Source organism: Cytobacillus sp. QJM3NY_8 (genome assembly GCF_056173585.1).
In genome coordinates this window covers 659667-679704 of the sequence record NZ_CM149681.1, presented here as the reverse complement: position 1 = coordinate 679704, position 20038 = coordinate 659667, and the positions used below count along the sequence as shown (strand labels likewise).

21 protein-coding genes, 3 pseudogenes and 1 riboswitch are annotated in these 20038 nt (G+C 37.6%); of the genes and pseudogenes, 5 read left to right on the top strand and 19 right to left on the bottom strand.

The features are described 5' to 3' along the window. The first annotated feature begins 191 nt into the window (after positions 1 to 191). Positions 192 to 602, top strand: coding sequence for a MerR family transcriptional regulator (locus AC0VZ9_RS03690; protein ID WP_009335319.1), 411 nt, complete (start codon positions 192 to 194; stop codon positions 600 to 602). A 296-nt stretch (positions 603 to 898) separates the two neighbouring features. On the opposite strand, the gene AC0VZ9_RS03685 is transcribed toward AC0VZ9_RS03690, so the two are convergent. From AC0VZ9_RS03685 to AC0VZ9_RS03640, 10 genes and pseudogenes are all read right to left on the bottom strand, one after another. Then, positions 899 to 1516: a nitrite and sulphite reductase 4Fe-4S domain-containing protein gene (locus AC0VZ9_RS03685; protein WP_009335320.1), complete on the bottom strand. Its 618-nt coding sequence runs from the start codon at positions 1514 to 1516 to the stop codon at positions 899 to 901. 103 nt (positions 1517 to 1619) lie between these two features. Next, a pseudogene (locus AC0VZ9_RS03680) lies at positions 1620 to 1838 on the bottom strand (glutaredoxin family protein); the annotation flags it as partial. 80 nt (positions 1839 to 1918) lie between these two features. Then, positions 1919 to 2734 carry a hypothetical protein gene (locus tag AC0VZ9_RS03675; RefSeq protein ID WP_475397026.1) on the bottom strand — a complete coding sequence of 272 codons (816 nt, stop codon included), beginning with the start codon at positions 2732 to 2734 and terminating at the stop codon, positions 1919 to 1921. Positions 2735 to 2756: 22 nt separating this feature from the next. Beyond that, positions 2757 to 5174: a heavy metal translocating P-type ATPase gene (locus AC0VZ9_RS03670; protein ID WP_475397025.1), complete on the bottom strand. Its 2418-nt coding sequence runs from the start codon at positions 5172 to 5174 to the stop codon at positions 2757 to 2759. 111 nt (positions 5175 to 5285) lie between these two features. Then, the gene (gene copZ, locus AC0VZ9_RS03665) at positions 5286 to 5501 is read right to left on the bottom strand and encodes a copper chaperone CopZ (protein WP_282141892.1); all 216 of its coding nucleotides are present in this window, start codon (positions 5499 to 5501) and stop codon (positions 5286 to 5288) included. 100 nt (positions 5502 to 5601) lie between these two features. Further along, positions 5602 to 5751 (bottom strand): metal-sensing transcriptional repressor, encoded by a 150-nt coding sequence (locus AC0VZ9_RS03660; protein ID WP_475397492.1) that lies wholly within the window; start codon positions 5749 to 5751, stop codon positions 5602 to 5604. A 230-nt stretch (positions 5752 to 5981) separates the two neighbouring features. After that, entirely contained in the window at positions 5982 to 6287 is a 306-nt protein-coding gene (locus AC0VZ9_RS03655) for a metal-sensing transcriptional repressor (protein ID WP_217034665.1), read from the bottom strand. Positions 6288 to 6552: 265 nt separating this feature from the next. After that, positions 6553 to 7032 carry a GNAT family N-acetyltransferase gene (locus AC0VZ9_RS03650; protein ID WP_009335326.1) on the bottom strand — a complete coding sequence of 160 codons (480 nt, stop codon included), beginning with the start codon at positions 7030 to 7032 and terminating at the stop codon, positions 6553 to 6555. Between the two features lie 84 nt (positions 7033 to 7116). Beyond that, the gene (locus tag AC0VZ9_RS03645) at positions 7117 to 7674 is read right to left on the bottom strand and encodes a GNAT family N-acetyltransferase (RefSeq protein WP_009335327.1); all 558 of its coding nucleotides are present in this window, start codon (positions 7672 to 7674) and stop codon (positions 7117 to 7119) included. Beyond that, positions 7671 to 8366, bottom strand: coding sequence for an RNA polymerase sigma factor (locus AC0VZ9_RS03640; protein ID WP_252245883.1), 696 nt, complete (start codon positions 8364 to 8366; stop codon positions 7671 to 7673). The genes AC0VZ9_RS03645 and AC0VZ9_RS03640 overlap by 4 nt, the downstream gene beginning before the upstream one ends. Before the next feature lie 90 nt (positions 8367 to 8456). Here AC0VZ9_RS03640 and AC0VZ9_RS03635 point away from each other — a divergent pair, with 90 nt between their 5' ends. Further along, positions 8457 to 8867, top strand: coding sequence for a VOC family protein (locus AC0VZ9_RS03635; protein WP_009335329.1), 411 nt, complete (start codon positions 8457 to 8459; stop codon positions 8865 to 8867). 77 nt (positions 8868 to 8944) lie between these two features. On the opposite strand, the pseudogene AC0VZ9_RS03630 reads toward AC0VZ9_RS03635, so the two are convergent. Beyond that, positions 8945 to 9474 (bottom strand): annotated as a pseudogene (locus AC0VZ9_RS03630) (SF0329 family protein). A 198-nt stretch (positions 9475 to 9672) separates the two neighbouring features. Here AC0VZ9_RS03630 and AC0VZ9_RS03625 point away from each other — a divergent pair. Together AC0VZ9_RS03625 and AC0VZ9_RS03620 are read left to right on the top strand one after the other, a co-directional pair. Then, positions 9673 to 10452, top strand: a complete 780-nt coding sequence (locus AC0VZ9_RS03625) for an ABC transporter ATP-binding protein (protein WP_192908135.1) — start codon at positions 9673 to 9675, stop codon at positions 10450 to 10452. A 2-nt stretch (positions 10453 to 10454) separates the two neighbouring features. Further along, complete coding sequence (locus tag AC0VZ9_RS03620) at positions 10455 to 12098, top strand: hypothetical protein (protein ID WP_251157278.1); 1644 nt, start codon at positions 10455 to 10457, stop codon at positions 12096 to 12098. A gap of 226 nt (positions 12099 to 12324) precedes the next feature. Here the strand turns inward: AC0VZ9_RS03620 and AC0VZ9_RS03615 are convergent. Together AC0VZ9_RS03615 and modA are read right to left on the bottom strand one after the other, a co-directional pair. After that, positions 12325 to 12473, bottom strand: a pseudogene (locus tag AC0VZ9_RS03615) (molybdate ABC transporter permease subunit); the annotation flags it as partial. Between the two features lie 47 nt (positions 12474 to 12520). Next, positions 12521 to 13330 carry a molybdate ABC transporter substrate-binding protein gene (gene modA, locus AC0VZ9_RS03610; RefSeq protein ID WP_251267359.1) on the bottom strand — a complete coding sequence of 270 codons (810 nt, stop codon included), beginning with the start codon at positions 13328 to 13330 and terminating at the stop codon, positions 12521 to 12523. 581 nt (positions 13331 to 13911) lie between these two features. Here modA and AC0VZ9_RS03605 point away from each other — a divergent pair. Continuing rightward, positions 13912 to 14334: a hypothetical protein gene (locus AC0VZ9_RS03605; RefSeq protein ID WP_019379556.1), complete on the top strand. Its 423-nt coding sequence runs from the start codon at positions 13912 to 13914 to the stop codon at positions 14332 to 14334. Positions 14335 to 14879: 545 nt separating this feature from the next. Here AC0VZ9_RS03605 and AC0VZ9_RS03600 read toward each other — a convergent pair. The 6 genes from AC0VZ9_RS03600 to AC0VZ9_RS03575 form a co-directional block, all read right to left on the bottom strand. Then, positions 14880 to 15656: an SDR family oxidoreductase gene (locus AC0VZ9_RS03600; RefSeq protein ID WP_252246497.1), complete on the bottom strand. Its 777-nt coding sequence runs from the start codon at positions 15654 to 15656 to the stop codon at positions 14880 to 14882. A gap of 174 nt (positions 15657 to 15830) precedes the next feature. Next, complete coding sequence (locus AC0VZ9_RS03595; protein WP_033196451.1) at positions 15831 to 16391, bottom strand: DUF4256 domain-containing protein; 561 nt, start codon at positions 16389 to 16391, stop codon at positions 15831 to 15833. A gap of 166 nt (positions 16392 to 16557) precedes the next feature. Continuing rightward, the gene (locus AC0VZ9_RS03590; RefSeq protein ID WP_252245879.1) at positions 16558 to 16701 is read right to left on the bottom strand and encodes a hypothetical protein; all 144 of its coding nucleotides are present in this window, start codon (positions 16699 to 16701) and stop codon (positions 16558 to 16560) included. A gap of 290 nt (positions 16702 to 16991) precedes the next feature. Beyond that, positions 16992 to 18254, bottom strand: a complete 1263-nt coding sequence (locus AC0VZ9_RS03585) for a cation:dicarboxylate symporter family transporter (RefSeq protein ID WP_475397024.1) — start codon at positions 18252 to 18254, stop codon at positions 16992 to 16994. A gap of 128 nt (positions 18255 to 18382) precedes the next feature. Then, a riboswitch (cyclic di-AMP (ydaO/yuaA leader) is annotated at positions 18383 to 18532 on the bottom strand. A gap of 269 nt (positions 18533 to 18801) precedes the next feature. Continuing rightward, positions 18802 to 19050 carry a hypothetical protein gene (locus tag AC0VZ9_RS03580; RefSeq protein ID WP_475397023.1) on the bottom strand — a complete coding sequence of 83 codons (249 nt, stop codon included), beginning with the start codon at positions 19048 to 19050 and terminating at the stop codon, positions 18802 to 18804. Between the two features lie 233 nt (positions 19051 to 19283). Then, positions 19284 to 19913 carry a dienelactone hydrolase family protein gene (locus tag AC0VZ9_RS03575; RefSeq protein ID WP_475397022.1) on the bottom strand — a complete coding sequence of 210 codons (630 nt, stop codon included), beginning with the start codon at positions 19911 to 19913 and terminating at the stop codon, positions 19284 to 19286. Between the last annotated feature and the right edge of the window lie 125 nt (positions 19914 to 20038).

Genomic DNA, 20038 nt, shown 5'->3' with positions numbered 1-20038 from the left:
ATTATGTCCCATCATTTATCTCTTTTCACAACCATGTTAAGGCTTATAGTTAACTCTAGGTCAAGCGATAAATTTAAAATTTTTTTCATGCTCATTAAAGTGACTTTGACATTTACAAAATACCATGGTAATCTCACGTCAAACCTTATAGTTAACTCTAGGTCTATATCTATAAGAATAGGAGATAAATAATGAAGACATACACGATCAGTGAAGTGGCAAAGGAATTGAATCTGACAGTATATACCCTCCGCTACTACGATAAGGAAGGTCTGATGCCTTTTGTAGAACGGACCCCCAGCGGAAACCGCTTGTTTAAAGAATCCGACCTTAGCGCTCTAAAAGTAATAGAATGCCTGAAAGCCACCGGGATGCCTATAAAGGAGATTAAAAATTTCATTGATTGGTGTTCTGAAGGGGATGCCACACTGCAGCAAAGATATGACATGTTTCTGGAGCGAAGAGCAAATGTAGAAGCACAAATGGAAGAACTAAGAAAAACAATGGAAGTCATCGAGCATAAATGCCTATATTACAAGACTGCACTGGAAGCCGGAACGGAAGATATTCATAAAGAAGATAAAATAGAGATTAATAGCTGACAGAAAGCCGCCTGTATTTAATACAGATGGCTTTCTTTTTAACTTAAAAAGGGCTAATAAAAATCACAGTACACAATCCAGTCATGTTTTTCTTGATTATAAAAAAATTAGAAACTGCCACTATCTGCAATGTTGAAATGGGCCTTTTCATCAGAACTTAATTGAAATACAAAGGGGTACTCTTCTCCAAAAGAAATTCCATCTTGAGCAAAAGCAGGATACTTTTGATCTTTCATCACTATAGAGATTGAATGAAAATTCCTGTTAGGTTAATTGACAGCTATATTCAGTTTTTATTAACTGATTAATTGACCTCTGCCAATCCGTTTCAAAAATTTATAGAATGTCTCCCGCTTTTTACCCATTTGTGAGTAGACAGATATAATCTTTTCTACAACAGCGTACAGTTCTTCTGGCGTAAGATTCTCCACCAACAAGGAACCAACCTCAGCGTCCTTGCCTTTTGCTTTGCCTCCAACATATAAATTGTAATGCTCTCTAATTTTCATAATACCTATATCGCTTAACAGGGGCTCACCGCAGCCAATAGGGCAGCCAGTATACGCAACCTTTAAGGTAAAGGGAACAGGCTTGCCGGCTATACGGCGATTTATCTCTTTTGCTACTGGCATTCCCTCTTCCTCTTCCCCTTTGCAAAAATTACAGGTCCTCAAGCTTTTAACAAAGGATCCAACTGGATAACATGCTAATCCGACATGCTGGAATTCCGCTATAATCTCTTCCTTTTTATTTTCTGGAATCTCTATATAGAGTTGTTGAAAAGTTGTTAACTCAAGTTCCTCATCTTCATCCATATACTTTGAAATCATCAATAGTTGTTTAGAGGAGAGTTTTGCACCAAATCCAATTCCTCCGTTTATAGCTAGTTTTATTTTTTTTGAATCATTCTCCATTTTTTCTCCCCTTTACACTCCTTTATTTACCCTACCAAGGAGGGTATAATAAATGGTTAAAAGTATAACCTTCTCAGTATCTAGCTGCAGGAAATATCTAATTTTATATGTTTAGTATCTTCTTTATTTTACCTATATTTTGTTCAAACCCAATAAGGACCTTAGGCTTACTCATCCATCCTAATAAGGATTTATTTTTAAACACAAAAGCTGGAACAATTCTAGTACCCGTAATTTTAATTAGATCTTCCTCTTTATGCGGTTGTTTTGTTAAATTGTATTCAATATAGGATATTTTATTTTGGGAAAGAAACTCTTTCCCCGCCTGACAGTCTGTTCAGGTAGGTCTTGTATAAAGCTCAAGCTGAACTTTTGTCATAATAATCACTTCTCCTTTTTTGTTTATTTAACTTCTATAACGAATGGGTAGACATTCACTTGTCCTTCAAATTTGAATTCAGCCCAAATCTTATAAATGCCCGGCTTATCAAATTTCGTGTCAAATACTGTTTTATCATCTGCCACAGGGTGAACATGGATATATTTTTCTCCATCTTCATCCAAGACAACAACATGGCCTAAGGCGCCTAAATGAGGCTCAGGTTTTGCATCCTTCAAATCAAAATTAAGAGTTACCTCTTTGTTGACCTCAAAGGATTCAGCAGTTAATTCAACCGTTTTACCATTGATTGTCTTTGTAAAATCCCTATCGGCAGCGAGATCGTTATTACCGTGTTCATGATGCGCTTCACCAGCATGGAATTCAATAGGCATTACTGAATATCGAAGACCTTTTGGTTTTATATCAACGAACGCTTTATATGAATTATCCTCTAAACTTACTTTCTGTTTGTAGATTCCATCTCCCATTTTCTCTGGATGTAAATGATGGTACTCTTGTAAATCTGAACTTACGACAATAAAGTGCATGTATTTTTCATGGGAAACTTCCAGTTCCGGAACATGGTTATTTTTATCTTTTAACTCAATGGTGATTTCTCCTTTAGCGTAGGATACTTTTGGTGTAACTTCGCTAATAGTATTTGTACTATGGTCCCCGTGGTCGTGGTTCATATTTTCTCCCTCCTGATTAGTAGTTTTTTGATTAGCGTGTTCCTCAGTTTTTGGATTTATACTTGCATACACATTGTAGCCTGCGATAACTGCCCCAAGGTACACGATAGCCGAAAGCGTCCAAATCAAAATACCTTTTTTCAAAATAGGTCCCTCCTTTCTACATTTAAGCTTTTAACTTAATCCTTTGAAGCCTTAGTGCGTTAAGAACAACCGATACAGAACTAAACGCCATCGCTGCCCCCGCTAACCAAGGAGCTAAGAAACCAGCTGCTGCGATTGGAATTCCTATGACGTTATAGGCAAGTGCCCAGAATAGATTTTGTTTAATATTCGTGATTGTTTTCTTACTCATGAAAATCGCATCTGCAATACTCGATAAATCACCTCGGATGAGGGTGATGTCGGCTGCTTCCATTGCCACATCGGTACCTGTACCAATCGCCATACCGATATCAGCTGTCGCAAGTGCAGGGGCATCGTTGATTCCATCCCCAACCATGGCCACTTTTTTACCAGCTTGCTGAAGCTTTTTTACTTCTTCAGCCTTGCCTTCTGGTAAAACCTCCGCAATGACTTTCTTAATTCCAACTTGGTCCGCAATAGCTTTTGCTGTTTGGGTATTATCCCCTGTGATCATTACTACTTCTAAGCCCATTTTGTTTAAGCGGGCAATGGCTTCTTTAGATGTATCCTTAATGGTATCAGCAACGGCAATCATACCTGCATAGCTGCCATCAATTGCTACTAACATAGCTGTCTTTCCTTGTTTCTCCAAGTTTTCCATTTTGGACAATACTTCTTTAACATTGACACTATATTTAGCCATGAGTCTTCGTGTCCCGATTAATAACTGCTTACCTTTCACCGTTGACTGGATACCGAAACCAGGGATAGCTTCAAATTCCTCCGATGACCCAAGATTAATTCCTTTTTCTTTGATACCTTCCACAATGGCTTCTGCAAGTGGATGTTCAGAGTTTCTTTCCGCTGTGCCAACCAGCGTAAGAAATTCGTTTTCATCTATTCCTTCTGCTAAAATGACATCCGTTAAGGACGGCTTACCATTTGTAACTGTCCCTGTTTTATCCAGGATAATCGTATCTAAACGATGTGTTGTTTCAAGGTGTTCCCCACCTTTAAATAAAATCCCAAATTCAGCTGCACGGCCTGAACCGGCCATAATCGAAGTTGGTGTTGCAAGACCAAGGGCACAAGGGCAAGCAATAACTAGAACCGCAATGAATTTTTCAAGAGCATCTGCAAAATCTCCGGGATTTATATAGAAAAACCACACAAGGAAAGCAATAATCGCTATACCAACTACAATCGGTACAAAAATACCTGAAATTACGTCTGCCAATCGCTGGATTGGTGCTTTAGAGCCTTGGGCTTCTTCAACTACCTTAATGATTTGAGCTAAAGCTGTATCTTTTCCAACCTTTGTTGCTTTAATTTTCAAGAATCCATTTTTATTAATTGTTGAACCAATAACGCTATCTCCAATCGTTTTATCAATTGGAATACTTTCACCCGTTAACATTGATTCATCAAGGGCTGATCTTCCTTCCACAATCTCACCATCTACCGGTACCTTTTCACCAGGTTTCACATAAACAATATCCCCTTCTAAAACTTCTTGGATTGGGATAATCATTTCTTGGCCATCACGAACGACTGTTGCATTTTTCGCCTGAAGTCCCATTAACTTCTTAATCGCCTCAGATGAGCGGCCTTTCGCCTTCGCTTCAAACAGTTTACCTAATAGAATTAAGGTAATAAGAACAGCACTCGTTTCATAATAGAGCTCAACCATGTGGCCATCGGAGCCTATCGATGCAAAGCTTAGATACAAACTATAGAAATATGCAGCTGATGTACCAAGAGCAACTAGCACATCCATATTTGCACTCTTGTTTCTTAACGCCTTATAGGCCCCAACATAAAACTGTTTACCAACCACAAATTGAACTGGTGTAGCCAGGGCTAGCTGTACCCAAGGATTCATAAACATGTCGGGCAGCCAAATGAATGACGTAAATTCAAAATGACTAACCATTGCCCACAATAGCGGGAATGATAAAATGGCAGAGAAAAGAAACTTTCCTTGCTGCTTTTCTATCTCTTTTTGTCGATGGTCAACCTGTTCCCCTGCATTTTCTTTCTTTTGTTCAAGGTTATAGCCTAGCTTTTTAATTGCCTCTTTCATTTCAGGGATAGAAACTTGATCAGGATTATATTCAACCAGAACAGTTTCTATTGCATAGTTAACCCCTGCTTTTTCAACTCCATCCAGCTTATTTAAGCGTTTTTCAATTTTATTGGCACAGGCTGCACAGGTCATTCCTGTAATATCAAACTCCACTTTCTCGCTTACAACGTTATACCCTAAGGATTCGACTTTCTCCTTAAATTTTGCTGTGCCAGTTTTATCTGGATCATATTTGATGTTTGTTTTCTCAAGGGCAAAGTTCACGTTGGCGTCTTCGACTCCATCGATTTTCTTCAATCCTTTTTCAATTCTTGTTGCACAAGCAGCACAAGTCATTCCAGCAATTTGAAGGGTTGCTTCCTTCTGGCTCATATTTTTCACTCCTATTGTCCTCATACTCCAGTGGGGTATGTTTTTTTCCGAAAACAGATCGCGCTGAAAAGGGCACGATCTGCTTCATTTTTATTTAACAACTACATAAACTTAGGCTGGTTGTTCGATATCATATCCTTGTTCTTCAATAACATCTGTAATTTCGTTCAAGCTTACTGTATTTGAATCAAATGTCACATCCACCTTACCCTCTGAAAGATGAACCTTGACAGACTCAACACCCCTTAACTTCCCTACATTACCTTCAATTGAATTGACACAATGTCCACAAGACATTCCTTGAACGTTAAGTGTTACTTGTTCCATAAAAAATTCCTCCTTAATCATACATACTATACCTACGCTGGGTATAAATCAACAAAAAAATTTTATTTAGTAATTTTAGAAATGGTCGTTAAAAACTCCTTCACAATGTCTGGATCTTCTTCTTCAACCTTGTAATGACACACGTGTTTATATGACTCTCTAACAAAACTCTGGAAACGGAATCTAATGCAGCCTGAGCAGCTGTGATTTGATGCAAAATATTATCACAATAAGTTTGCTTAATCGTCATATTTTTTATTCCTTTAATTTGCCCTTCTATTCTGTTCATCCTTTTAATGAGCTTTTCCTGTAAAAACAACAGGATTCCTTAGAAAGCAAAAGTAGATATGCCAATCATTCCACCCCTTTCATTTTTTTGTTTATTTGTGATTAATTTTTATTACGCTTTAAATTTACCATACCCATGATGGGTATGTCAATATATAAAAAATAAAGCCAGCAATCGAGTGCTGGCTTTTGTTATTGTGACTTAGAAAATCGTTTAAATACATCCATTAATTCCTGAATCGCTTCTTCTCCATTACCATCTTTTACAGCATCTGAAACACAATGTCTTGTATGATTTTCCAGCAGATGAAGCCCAACATTATTCATGGCTGAATTAATTGCAGATATTTGAGTTAGGATATCTACACAATACCGGTCATTTTCAATCATATTTTGAATGCCGCGTACTTGCCCTTCAATCCTTTTTAATCGAGTGACTAACTTATCCTTTTCTTTTGTTGACCTATGGGTCAACTTTTCTTCTTCAGAATTATGCATAAACTCTCTCCTTCTTATACATTAAAGTATACTCGTCTGGGGTATGATATATTGTACCATATATTATTTAAAGTTCTATTTAAGAGAAATTTTAAGTCTGTGTTTTTCATTTGAAGATATCTCGACTGTCGGTGCAAAAGAATAATACCAGTAATAGGGAAGGGTTAACATTTTTTAAATAATTCGTTTTTGAACAAAAATTCCCAGTTAGTTGAAAAAGAAAAAAGCTGCTCGATTCGCAGCTAATTTTGTATATAAGCACCCATTAATTCAATACCTTTACCAATTCAATTTCATCTCTGATCGGAATACCATCATTTCCAATTAAGGGTATCTCGGGTTTTAACTTTCTTGCTCTCTCCACCGCATTATTAATAATTTTGGACAGGATAAATCCTCGTTTCTGATAAAACTTTAGTGCTAATAAATTATCGTTTGTTGTTATGAGTTTAAGGATTTTGCAATTATTCTTTATTGCAAGATTTTCTACTTCTTGAACTAACGATGTACCTATCCCCTTACCTTCTTCCATACTATCTAATGATATAATTTCGCATTCCTTATCTTTAATTATGTATGTGATTAAGCCAATGATATTGTCTTCTTCATTTACAACCGTAATACCATCTAATGCACTACAATCATAAATTCCACTGGATGTAACCATTTCTGGGCTTCCCCATTGCAACTTAAAAAACTCTGTTATTTTATTTCTCGGTAAATCCTCAACTGCGTAAGTGTTCATTATAAGCCACCTCAAATGTTATAAAATCTTTTTCCCCTCTTGTGTAAAATGAAAAAAACAACTGGCTGGCAGCTCTTGAATCTTTCACATAAAGTCATCATGTAGAGCCTGCCTATTATCTTTTAGAATAGAATATACATAGGTATCGTGTGCTTCCCCATTTTGCTGCATATAACCTCTTAGAATACCCTCTTTTTGAAACCCGGCTTTAGTCAGCAATTTATTAGATGCCTCATTATCCATAAATACAACTGCCCCAATACGAGTAAGATCCAATTCTTGAAATCCATATTGAATAACTTTCGACACAGCTTCGAAAGTATACCCTTTTCTCCAATGTTCAGGATGTATTTCATATCCTATTTCTGCACGCTTATGTTTATGGGACAATGCATTGAAGCCAACAGTCCCGATTATTCCTTTCTTTCCTTTTAATTCAATTCCCCAGCGCATTCCTTTTTTCTCCCTGTAGCTATTTGCAAAAAAGTCAACAAATGCTTCAGCTTGTTCCCTCTTTTCTAATGTTTCCTGCCCATAGTAACGAGTTACATTGTCATTAGAAAAACAAGCGTATATACTCTCGGCATCTTCTTTCACTATTTCTCTCAGCTTTAATCTTCTAGTCTCTAATGTCGGTATCACTTTTCTCTCCCCTTAACTCCTATAGCTATACTCTTTCTTGAAAATATCTGAAGAATATTTCCATCAGGATCTGATATAAAAATGGCATGGAAACCCTTCTCCCTATTGGTCATCACCTTGAAATTTTCTGTTTGCAGCAGTCGATAATAGTAAAATATCTTTAAAGGCTGATGGTTTTTAACTGCTGATGAAAATTCATTTATTATATTGTCATTGTATGGCTGTTTATTAGCATCTGGAGAAGTATTTTTCTTTAATGAAGTTCTTGCTCGGTGAAGGGCTGTTTTAATTGATTCATTACTGACTCTCAGCATTGCGGCGATTTCCTCAGAAGTATATTGGAACACATCTTTTAACGTTATTAGCATAGCCTGACGGAGTGGAAGTGTACTATATAAGATTTCTAATAGACTGTCCCACTCCGTAAAATCCCAACTTTTCTCAAATAACTCATGAGGATCGATCAGCATTTCACTTTTCTTGCGCTTTTCATCAATAAAAATATTTTTGGCAATGGTGTACAAAAAGGTTATGTTAATCACCCGGTCTGGCTCTTTTTCTTTTATTTTGAAAAATTTAATCAGTGTCTCCTGGGTTAAATCCTCGGCCAGCCATTCTGAGGATGATAAGGATAAACAATATTTATACAGCCTCAAAGAAATCTCCTCAATAGTTAAAGATTCTGTAATCATTATATCCCCCCAAAAATTTTCATTATTGTGTAACTTTTCTTTCATTATAATCGTTTGTATAGGAACAAAAAATAAGGAGTGTGATTTTGCATGTTTAAGGTAGGCAGTGTTTTTATTCCGGTAACAGATTTGGAAAGATCTAAAAAATGGTATGAAGTAAACCTTGGTCTAACGAAGGTAGATGAGTGGCAAGAAAATGGGGCTGATCATGGTGTGGGTTATGTTTTTGAGAATGACGTCACAGGTCTTGCTTTAATAAAAACAGAAAAACCTCAGCCAACAGAATTTACTGTCAAAGGAAAAAATAAAAACGTATATTATAATTTCGAAGTAGATAATATCCAGCAAGCTTACGATCGGTTGAAACAAAATGGAGTGGAAACAACAGACATCCATGATTATGGGATTATGAAAGGGTTTGATTTCTTTGACCCTGATGGGAATACCTTCAGTGTGGTAAGCGAAGAAATGAATTCGCCCTATCATAAAGACAATTTGTAAACTTAAATAGTGGAAGCAGCGAATGGTGTGCTTCCACTAACCTGCCCTTTTAGCATGCGAGGATACCTCCTGCTCCATTAACCATGAAGTCTTATACCTTCAGCTTTACATCGCAGTTGATAAAAGAACTGGACGATTTCTTTCTCGCAAAGAATAGACTGCTTCATTTTTTCTAAAGCCCTTTTCCCCACCCGCCTATCTACCAAGGCGAATATTTTAATCAGCATGTTGTTGGATTTTATTGATTCTTCAATAGGCAGCAGAAAGTATTCCTCTACGGCATCAAAGAAATCATACTGAGCAAAAATCCCTTCGTCTAATACCCATTCATGTGCTTCATCCCAAATCACTGATTCCTGGCTCCAATCGGTATAAGGGATATGTTTCTCTCTTTTTATTTCATAAGTTCTTCTGTTTAGAGCGGTCTCAGAAGTAATGGTACATATATTGATGACTTCCTTTTTATCAACCGTAATAAAGGCTCTCCCCAATTGATAGTGAGCCCTCCTGTAATTGGTCACTGTAAACTGCAGCCTTTCTTTCAGAGAATCACATTTAAAACTGTCTAATCTTTTTTTACCTTGCTCCATTGCTGATTCCGCAACATTTAATCCCCCTAAATATTTTCCATTACCAAAATCCCTTCAGATTAATTATCTTAAAGGGTCATTCGATTAACAACCTTTTTATTCCATCTCCAGTAAGCAGGACAAAACCAAAAAGAATTCCCAAATCCCCTTTAGCCAACAACAATTCTAATGTTACACTAGAATTAATGGAATAATTTTGAAATGAGGTTAAGGTGATGGAGGAAGTTATTTTAGAAATTAGTGATTTGAGAAAGAACTATGGTCCGAAGTCCGTGCTGAATGGTGTATCTTTTCAGGTGAAAAGCGGGGAAATCATCGGGTATATTGGCCCGAACGGCGCTGGGAAAAGCACCACTGTCAAAATCATGCTTGGCATTGAAGATGATTATTCAGGACAAGTCAAAATCTTTGGCCAGGATATTTCAGATGGGAATATTGAATATAAAAGAAAGATCGGATATGTGCCGGAAATCGCTGAAGTATACGATAATTTGACCGGCCAGGAATACTTAACCTTTGTTGGCGAATTGTATGGCCTTAATACGGACCTCGCCAGTGATAAGGCAAAAAGCCTGATGGAACTATTCGGCATAGGGGAAGTCTACCATTCCCGGATAGCCTCCTATTCAAAAGGAATGCGTCAAAAGCTCCTCATTATCTCGAGCTTACTGCATAATCCGGAACTTCTGTTCTTTGATGAACCCATCAATGGTCTGGATGCGAACAGTGTTATGATATTCAAAGAAATCATGGCGCAGCTTGCCGAACAGGGAAAAACGATCTTTTATTCTTCTCATATTATGGATGTGGTTGAAAAGATAAGCAGCCGCATTATTCTTCTGCATGACGGAAGAATTGCTGCTGATGGCACCTTTGAAGAGTTAAGGCAGCAAAATACGGAAGGTTCACTTGAACAGATCTTCAACCAGCTTACGGGATTCAGTGAACATAAGGAACTTGGTGCCAGATTTGTTTCAGTAGTAAGGGAGATGTAGGGATGCAGGACTATCGCACTCTTAAACTATTGGATCGTTTTGAGCGGATTTTCAGCGGCTTTGGCGTAGACTACAAGATAATGAGAAGACTCCTGCAAGTAAAGCTGACGATGGATGGACGGCGTGTGCCCACCATTTTCTCGCAGAATGCCAAAAAAGAAAACAAGGAAAAAAACAATCAGTACATAAAATCTTTATGGATTTATGTATTGTTTGGGCTGTTTTTGATACCATTTGTGCTTATGGGGGACAATTACCTATTCCAGATGAGCCTCTTTTATGGGATATTCACCTTTTTCGTTATGACCTCCATGATTTCCGATTTCTCTTCGGTTTTACTGGATATTCGTGATCGTAACATCCTGTTTCCAAAGCCAGTCGACCGAAAAACGATCAGCACGGCAAAAATGGTGCATGTTACGATTTATCTTTCTTTCCTTACCATTGCGCTTGCTGGAATCCCTTTGATAGTGGGACTTATCAAAAATGGGCTCTTATTTTTCCTTATTGCTGCGGTAAACATCATCCTGATTGACCTATTGGTTGTTGGTTTAACCGCACTGATCTATTTAACGATCCTGCGATTTTTTGATGGGGAAAAATTAAAAGATATCATCAACTATGTCCAAATTGGGCTTTCCCTTATGATCATGGTTGGCTATCAATTGCTTATTCGCTCTTTTGAGTTAATTGACTTAACGGTCTCGCTTCAGCCAAAGTGGTGGCAGGTGTTCATCTTTCCAATGTGGTTTGGGGCAAATATCGAAATGATGATGAAGGGCACCTTCCAGCCGTTTTATCTCATTTTTTCAGCATTAGGACTCATTGTTCCGATCCTGTCCATCTGGATTTATATGAAATTTTCCAGCACCTTCGAGCAAAACTTGCAAAAGCTTGCTTATCATGGAAAATCCAAAGAAAAGAAACGAAGTAAAGTAGGGCAATTCCTTCTCAACATCATTTGCCGCTCACCTGAAGAAAGAGCAGTGTTCAGATTTGCCGGCAGCATGATGAGAAATGAACGGGATTTTAAGCTAAAAGCCTATCCGTCTCTGGGTTTTTCTATCGTGATTCCGTTTATTATTATCATGAATACTCTTCGAGAAGATTTTGTACAGGTATCTGACAGCAAGTCCTATTTAACGATTTACTTTAGCTTAATCATCATTCCGACCATCATGATTCTTCTAAAGTATTCAGGGAAATATAAGGGTGCCTTTATTTACCGGGTTGCCCCCCTCAAACAGCTAAAGCCGGTTTTCAGCGGTACCATCAAGGCATTTATCTTTAAGTTATATTTGCCAGTATACTTGCTTCTGAGTGCACTATTCCTTTTCCTGTTCGGGGCAAAAATTCTGCCTGATCTTGTCGCTGTATTTATCAGTGCCTGTCTATATGCGGTCATTTGTTTTATGGTCCTAAAGAAAGCTCTTCCCTTTTCGGAGTCTTTTGATGAGTACAATCAAAACGGCAATAGTGCCATTATTTTCGGATTAATGCTGATTGTAGCCTTATTTGCCGGACTTCATTTCGCCAGCACATTATTGCCATATGGAATCTATCTGTATTTGGGGGTTTCGATTATTTGCCTGCGTATTTTTTGGAAGCTTGCTTTCAATATTAGTTGGGAACAGATTGTTGAATAACCCGATTGGCGTTTAACAAAGGATGGTCATTTTGATATCGGGATAACCGCATAAATTCTCCTTCGCAGATTTTAATCTGAATATGTTATATGCTTTAGCTGCCAATATTGGCAGCTCTTTTTTTGCCTCTTTTAGTACTGTCACCTGATGTTTTTTACGAATTCCAGTCTTCTTCCAATAAAAATAGACATCCCGCAAAAGGATGCCTGCTAATATAAAAGCATTTTTAAGATTTTATTATCTGGACTAAAACTAACTTGATAAACGACATCCCAATCATGCTCGCCCCCATAACCAGGCCACCTCCATATTGCCTAAGTTAATAGCTACAACTATAGCTGTTGGGATCGTTTGTGTTTTTCCTGGGATATTTCCGGTAACATTCATAACAACTGGTGCCCAAAAATCAGCAGCCATTTAAATTATTTAAGGCCTTTAAACCCATACTCTTCAAAAATACTCATTGATTTTTCATTCTGAAGATAATCATAGAATAAATTGGCTTCCTTTGGATGACTTGTATCCTTAACCACTCCCAAAGGATAAATAATGGCATCGTGAGTGTTTTCATCTGCCGTGTCCACGATGTTAACTTTTTCAGATACTAACGCATCCGTTTTATAAACAATTCCAGCATCCACATTATTTGTCTCTACATATGTAAGTACTTGCCGAACATCTTTGGCATACACCACTTTTTCTTCTATGTTTTTCCAAATACCCGTATCTTCTAAAGACTCCTTCGCATATTTCCCTGCAGGAACAGATTCTGGAGTGCCGATAGACACTTTATCTGCTTCAGCAAGATCATTAAATGATTTAATTCCAAATGCTGAATCTTTCGGCACCACTAGTACAAGTTCATTCCCAACTAAATCAATCCCATTCTTTTCCTCGATGAGCCCGTCCTGTACTAATTTATCAAATTTATCCTCTGCTGCTGAAAAGAAAAGATCAACAGGTGCTCCCTGCGAAATTTGCTGCTGAAGAGAGCCTGATGCTCCAAAGTTAAAGTTTACAAGTACATTCGGATGTTCTTTTTCGAAGCTTGCTTCAATATCTATTAAGGCATCCTGGAGGCTTGCTGCTGCCGAAATAGTCAATTCCACTTTCTCTTCGGTTCCTTCCTGCTTCTCCTCTCCTGATTTTTTAGTTTGGTCATTATTTGAACATCCAGCCAATGATAAAAAAAGGACTATTAATGAAAAAAATAACAGGTACTGCTTTTTCATTATAAATCTCCCTTCCCAATTTGTTATTTCTGATTATAACTAATTATAACTGCTAATGCCCTGGTTATCGTCAGATACTCTGGGCGAATACAGTGAAAAAATCAGCCTGCAAGGCGATAAGGTCTATTTACCGGAAGCTTCAACAGCTATATTCAATAAACAGCTGAAAGAAACCGGCTAGTATCCATTATGAAAGAAATTCAATCTTCCACACAGTTTCAGTCAGAAGTAAGTCATTAGAGGATTATAATACTTCCAAGACAGGAGTATGAATCATACTAAAAAGGAAGGCACAATGCCTTCCTTTTAATATTTTTGAACCAGCAGTGCTTACTTAAATGAATCCCGCTAATACAGCTTATTACTGTCCTCTGCAGCTCCTATCGCCTCAGATAATTCCGTATACAACATTGCTGTTTTTTTCGTTAATATAATGAAATTCATATTATTATAGAATAGGAATCCACACCCGTTAGCTAAATCAAGAAAAAGCTGGCTCCTTCAGCCAAGATTTCATTAGCACAACAAGCTCATACATAACTTAATAATCGATGGTGATAATAACAAACGAGGTGAACTTTGTGGTTCATAAAATATTGCTTTCATTCATTCACATATTTTTGCTAATGAATCTAATCGTAGTAAATGCACAAACCAGGCCGAATATTGAACTTCTTGATATTGAAAAAAATGAGATAACAAAGACAGTCCCAACAAATCCTAAGATACAATTCGAAGCTGAAAAAATAATTAAAGAAATTGATAATGTTGTTAAAAAGTTAAAACCAATTCCAGACAAAGGCTACATGATTAAAATCCCCTTAGAGCCGTCTCATCGAGTAGAAAACAAATGGATATATGCTTTGATTGATGAAATGATCATTATCATTCCAAAAAACGAAAAGCCATATTTACTCTTATTTGATGATGAAAATAAATCTTACTTTTTCACCTTTGACTCAAAAATTGATCCGTTACTAAAAACATTAGATTTTTCTCTTTAACAACCCCTTATCGGTCTTTGTAACATTTTCAACAAATCTGCCTATTTAGTTAAAAAAAGCAGGTCGCAGAAATAGCTCTCTTTAACAAAATTAATAATTCGTCTATTTTATTTAAAAATAAATGATTTCGATGTTAAAAATCCATCTAGAAGAACAGTTGTCCCAGAAACCCTGCAAATAGGACTGATATGATAAAAACAGGTATTGAAATGAATATTTTATTTCGTAATTTAATAACCTCGAATCGTCTATATAACTTACTTACAGCGGTAAAAAGAATAAACAGGATAGGCAAACTTATACATATGGCGATTAAATCAACACGAGTAAATGGTTTACTGATATATTTATCAAAGTTGATGTTAATAACAAAGAGTGTGGAAAATAAAAAGAATTGATAAAAACAAAATCTAAAATAAATCATAGGTTATTACCTCTATTATGTATTTTTTAATCTGGATCCTTATTAACCTGTATATTAAGGCAGTTCCAAAAAAATAGCGTTAATCCCCTCCTGGATCAACGCCTCAATCATTAAGAGCGCACTACTGCCCCTTTATCTTTTCACTTAGATATTCACCGAAAGTGATTTTTCCCATTTTTCGAGCAGGATTGGTATTTTTCCCATCACAGAAAGATTTATATAGTTTTCCAGTTAGAGATAAGCTTAAAACTTTATTTGGTTCATTATTTAGTTTGATTTTCAGTTCAGCCATTTCTCTTAATGTCATTACATCTGGTCCGCCAAAATCCTCCGCTCTTCCTTGTGGTTCTTTATCCACTAAACCTATTAGATGCTCAGCGAATTCACCCGCATCTACACTTTGGCACTTAAATTTATCCGGGACAAAATATCTTTTAAGAAAGGATTTGGATAGGAATAAATGATCAATAAAATGGTGGAACTGAGTTGCGCGTACAATTGTATGAGAGATAGAGCTGTTTTTCAGCAATTCTTCTGCTTCTAATTTTAGCTTATAATAGTTAAATGGTATTTCATCAATCCCAACAATTGACGGATAAATAAAATGTTTTACGTGCTGTGCTTTTTTTAATAGCTCCTTAAAGCCTGAAACCTCAACACTTTTTGAATTCTTCATTGGACTTGTTGCTGCGTGAAGGATGACATCTGCATCTTTTACTGCTTCTTCTAACCCTTCACCTGACGATAAATCGCTATAAATCCACTTGAAATCTTCAATTCCATCAGGTTTTCTTCTAGAAGTTAATTTTACTTTATAACCAGACTCCTTTAGTTGATTAAGTAAAGCTGAACCTAGTTGGCCTGTGGAACCGGTGACCAGTATTTTCAAGTACAACACTCCCATTCTAATGGGTTTCCTTTATATTGTATTATTCAGATATTTGGTGCTATATTCAACTAAACTGCCAGTTTTTATATAAAGAAAAAGCCGCCGTAATGGCAGCGAAATACAAAACCTGTTCATTAAACTGTAGTCTTCAGGAAGTCAGGCCCCCAAATTTCTGCAATGAATCTAAACCCTCAGCGAGCCCCGGAAACCCCTTGCACCATAGTACGAATCGGCTCCATTGTGATACACAAAAACAGTGTCGTAGCGCCGGTCACAAAAGATCGCCCCGCCAAGTTTTCTGATATTCTCAGGCGTTTGCACCCAGCTAGAGGTTTTCTTATCGACATGTTCAAGCTCCTGAAGCTCCCGGTATTGCTCTTCGGTTAAAAGCTCAATGCCCATGGCAGCTGCCATATCCATAGCACTGTTTTCCGGCTTGTGTTTCTTCCGTGCCTCCAGCGCTTCACGATCGTAACAAACACTTCTCCTGCCTTTTGGACTTTCAGCTGAACAATCATAAAATATGTATTCGCCGGTCTCTTGATCATGGCGTACAACATCCGGTTCGCCTTCAGTTGCTTCCATTTCATTGAGTGACCACAATTTTTCAGGATTAGCCTCGAGCTTAGCTTGTACATCAGCCCACTCCACACCTTCATGACGGTGCATGTTTTTCTCAAAACGCGCTTTCAGAGTTTCCAGCAGTTCTTCACGCTGTTCTGGTGACAGCTCCATATTTCCCATTGTCAAGTTAACTCCTCCTAGTTTTTACTCTATTATAATATAATTATGACCCTTAAGGGCTATTTGATAAAAGTGGAACAGCATTAACTTTTCATAAGCCACCTTCGGACTCGCTCACGTTGATTTCTCCCTTTTCTGTCCGAACCTCCTCCACCTTCGGACTCACTCACGTTGATTTCTCCCCTTTCTGTCCGAACCTGCTCCACCTTCGGACTCCTTCACGTTGGTTTCCCGCTTCTCTGTCCGAACCTCCTTCACCTTCTGACTCGCTCACGTTGATTTCTCCCCTTTCTGTCCGAACCTCCTCCACCTTCGGACTCCTTCACGTTGGTTTCCCGCTTCTCTGTCCGAGCCTCCTTCACCTTCGGACTCGCTCACGTTGATTTCTTCCCTTTCTGTCCGAACCTCCTCCACCTTCGGACTCGCTCACGTTGATTTCTCCCCTTTCTGTCCGAGCCTGCTCCACCTTCGGACTCCTTCACGTTGGTTTCCCGCTTCTCTGTCCGAACCTGCTCCATCATCCTCTCTTTATGGAATAACACAAAGATACAAAAAAAACACTAACAAATATGCTGCCATTTGTTAGTGTTTTCCAATCTATTATGAAGCTTGTTGCTCAAATCTTTCTTCTGCTGGAGGGTTAAATTGCCCTTCCCACTTGGCAATAACAATAGCCGCAAGTGAGTTCCCCACCACGTTAACAGCTGTTCGGCCCATATCAAGGATACGGTCGATGCCGGCAATAAAGGCAAGGCCTTCTGCAGGCAATCCAATTGTGCTGAAAGTAGCCAGCAGCACGACAAAGGATACGCCTGGCACGCCCGCCATTCCTTTGGATGTCACCATCAGTACTAACATTAACGTAATTTGCTGTCCTACGCTTAATTCTATGCCAAACATCTGTGCAATAAATAAAGAGGCAATTGCCTGGTATAAAACGGATCCATCCAGGTTAAAAGAATAACCTGTCGGAATAACGAATGACGAAATATGTTTCGGGCTTCCCGCTTTCTCCATTTTGTCCATGATTCTCGGAAGCACTGTTTCAGAACTTGCAGTTGAGAATGCCAAAATCAATTCTTCTTTAATCATCTTCAATAATTTAAAGATGCTGAACCCGACAACTTTGGCCATTATCCCCAATACAACAAGAACAAAGAAGATCATGGCTCCATATACAGTAAGCGCCAGCTTGCCCAATGGAATTAATGAGGCAAAACCATACTTGGAAATCGTTACACCAATTAAGGCAAATACTCCGATTGGTGCATACTTCATAAATAGGTTTGTCACATAGAACATAGCCTTTGCCGTGCCTTCGAAAAATCTCAGTACTGGTTTTCCCTTTTCCCCAATTGCTGCAATTCCAAGGCCAAATACAACAGCAAAGAAGATAATCGCCAGCATATCGCCTTCAACCATGGCTTGTACAGGATTAGTAGGTACGATATGCAAAAATGTATCTGCTATCGACTTGCCTTCCTGCTCTTTATTGGTTTCAACATAGCTCGAAATGTCACTTTGCTGCAGGCTGTCCATATTCAGGCCGGCACCAGGCTGAATAACATTACCTGCAATGAGGCCCACCACAATAGCAACCAAAGTCATGCCAATAAAGTAAGTCAATGATTTACCGCCAAGCTTCCCGACGGCTTTTAAATCACCCACACCAGCAATGGCAACAATAATTGTTGATAGTACAATAGGAACAACAATCATTTTAATTAAGCGGATAAAAAGATCGCCAAAGGGCTGCAGCACACTTTGCGCCGTTTCACTTCCATAGAAAATACCGCCAATAGCGATTCCTAAAATAAGACCGATGAAAATTTGAGTGGCTAAACTTAATTTGATTTTTTTCATCAATTACCCTACCTTCTTGTTTAGTTTTATACGTGCTGCGCAGGCAAGGGAAACAAAGATGAGATCCTGATAAAAAAGAAAATCGACAAAAATGCTGGTTTTGTCAATTCACAATATTTCATATTCTCTTATGTTTCCTTAAACGCTGACGAGGTTAGCTTTCGGGTTAGGACTGCGGAAACAGTAAGCCCTTCCATAGTAGGATTCACCCCAAGCGGAAACTCCGCTGTAAATAATGGGTCCCCCGTTCTTAAAATAAGATTAAGCATAAATCACTATATCATTATATTATTTCAAGATATTTTTTGTAAATAGTTAAGTTTTCCCGGCAGTAAACTAAATGGCCTCTTTAACACACCAAAAAAAGCTGAAATTCAATGAATTTTCAGCTCTAGGACTTGTTATGGGAAATCAATATTAATAGCAATAATAAATATAAGGACTATCACGGATAATGCTGTATTTACTGACCACCACCTTATTTCTGCTTTTGTCAGTACACGGTCAATGATGAAAAAAGAGACAGCAGAAACAAGACTAAGTTCTTTTAATACTGAACCAAATAGAATAAAAAGGAGGCAATTTCACGATTAGTGTTTGCAATGAAAATCTTCTTGCTCAACCAATCACTGAACATCGAAGTGATTACTCCATAGGCAGCGACAAACATAAGATTTAAATAATATAAATTAACAAATGCATTCATATCAAAGACTGTTGGCACTGAAAAAATCAGTGCAAATAACACACTGCTAAGAATGGATGTTAAGATCTTTCTCCTCAAAATAATGGACATTTCCCACTTGATCCTTTATAGAGGCTAAATAATAGAAAGTAAATTTTATAAATTGAATATAAGCAAAACAAAAAAGGCATTTGGCTCCGCCTGCGCCAAATACAATGATAGCCACACATGCTATCCCCGCTAAATCTAAATTAGCATCCTTGTATTAAGAAAATTGAACGGGCTTGTAAACTTTTATTAAAATTCAAGGTGATAACACTCACGGTTAGCTTCATAATAATACCTCAATCAATATGCAATAAAAAATCCATGGCTTTGCTAAATGCTTCTTGTTCTGATTCTGCATCATATCTGGAGGAATATGGATCACTGAATCCATGTTTCCCTTTAAATTTATGTACTTTAATTTTCTTTTTTTCTAAAGCTAATAGTAACTCATCAACATTAAAAGACTGCTCTTCTTGTGGAAAGAATAGCATTATGGGACACTGGGGTGTTAACTCTAAATAGTCCCTGATCCTTGAGCCGTAGTATCCCACTATACCATCAACACAATCTCCCTCACTGCACAGCCAGGCAACAGTTGCACCTATACTAAATCCAATGATATATATTTTTTCGTATTCATCTTTAACATCCAATAATAGATCTTTTATTTTTTGGGCAGCTCTGTCGAAACCTGCATATTCCATAAAATGGCGATAAGCGGCTTCCTCATGAGAATATTCAAAAGGTATCTCTCGCTCTAATAAATGGGGGCATGTCACATCAAAACCCTGCTTTGATAATAATTCGCAAAAACTCTTTATATGTTGATTAATTCCATAGATTTCGTGGATTACGAGGATTAAAGAATTAGAATTACTCTGTCTTATCATGATTATGACCCTTTTTCTCCATATTTCTTCTCCCATTCACCGATCCATTTTTACACCTTATTCCATAAGAAAAATTATTCTATATTTAAATGTTTTATTCCTTCACATCTAACACCCCTATTAATCAGAAAAGCCGCCTATACGGCAGCTAGACTTTAAAA

Bases quoted from the DNA above. Each gene is read 5' to 3' on its own strand.
- AC0VZ9_RS03690 (WP_009335319.1), top strand. From the start codon at position 192: ATGAAGACATACACGATCAGTGAAGTGGCAAAGGAATTGAATCTGACA.
- AC0VZ9_RS03685 (WP_009335320.1), bottom strand. From the start codon at position 1,516: ATGGAGAATGATTCAAAAAAAATAAAACTAGCTATAAACGGAGGAATT.
- AC0VZ9_RS03670 (WP_475397025.1), bottom strand. From the start codon at position 5,174: ATGAGCCAGAAGGAAGCAACCCTTCAAATTGCTGGAATGACTTGTGCT.
- copZ (WP_282141892.1), bottom strand. From the start codon at position 5,501: ATGGAACAAGTAACACTTAACGTTCAAGGAATGTCTTGTGGACATTGT.
- AC0VZ9_RS03660 (WP_475397492.1), bottom strand. From the start codon at position 5,751: ATGACGATTAAGCAAACTTATTGTGATAATATTTTGCATCAAATCACA.
- AC0VZ9_RS03655 (WP_217034665.1), bottom strand. From the start codon at position 6,287: ATGCATAATTCTGAAGAAGAAAAGTTGACCCATAGGTCAACAAAAGAA.
- AC0VZ9_RS03650 (WP_009335326.1), bottom strand. From the start codon at position 7,032: ATGAACACTTACGCAGTTGAGGATTTACCGAGAAATAAAATAACAGAG.
- AC0VZ9_RS03640 (WP_252245883.1), bottom strand. From the start codon at position 8,366: ATGATTACAGAATCTTTAACTATTGAGGAGATTTCTTTGAGGCTGTAT.
- AC0VZ9_RS03635 (WP_009335329.1), top strand. From the start codon at position 8,457: ATGTTTAAGGTAGGCAGTGTTTTTATTCCGGTAACAGATTTGGAAAGA.
- AC0VZ9_RS03625 (WP_192908135.1), top strand. From the start codon at position 9,673: ATGGAGGAAGTTATTTTAGAAATTAGTGATTTGAGAAAGAACTATGGT.
- AC0VZ9_RS03620 (WP_251157278.1), top strand. From the start codon at position 10,455: ATGCAGGACTATCGCACTCTTAAACTATTGGATCGTTTTGAGCGGATT.
- modA (WP_251267359.1), bottom strand. From the start codon at position 13,330: ATGAAAAAGCAGTACCTGTTATTTTTTTCATTAATAGTCCTTTTTTTA.
- AC0VZ9_RS03595 (WP_033196451.1), bottom strand. From the start codon at position 16,391: ATGGGAAATATGGAGCTGTCACCAGAACAGCGTGAAGAACTGCTGGAA.
- AC0VZ9_RS03585 (WP_475397024.1), bottom strand. From the start codon at position 18,254: ATGAAAAAAATCAAATTAAGTTTAGCCACTCAAATTTTCATCGGTCTT.
- AC0VZ9_RS03580 (WP_475397023.1), bottom strand. From the start codon at position 19,050: ATGTCCATTATTTTGAGGAGAAAGATCTTAACATCCATTCTTAGCAGT.
- AC0VZ9_RS03575 (WP_475397022.1), bottom strand. From the start codon at position 19,913: ATGGGAGAAGAAATATGGAGAAAAAGGGTCATAATCATGATAAGACAG.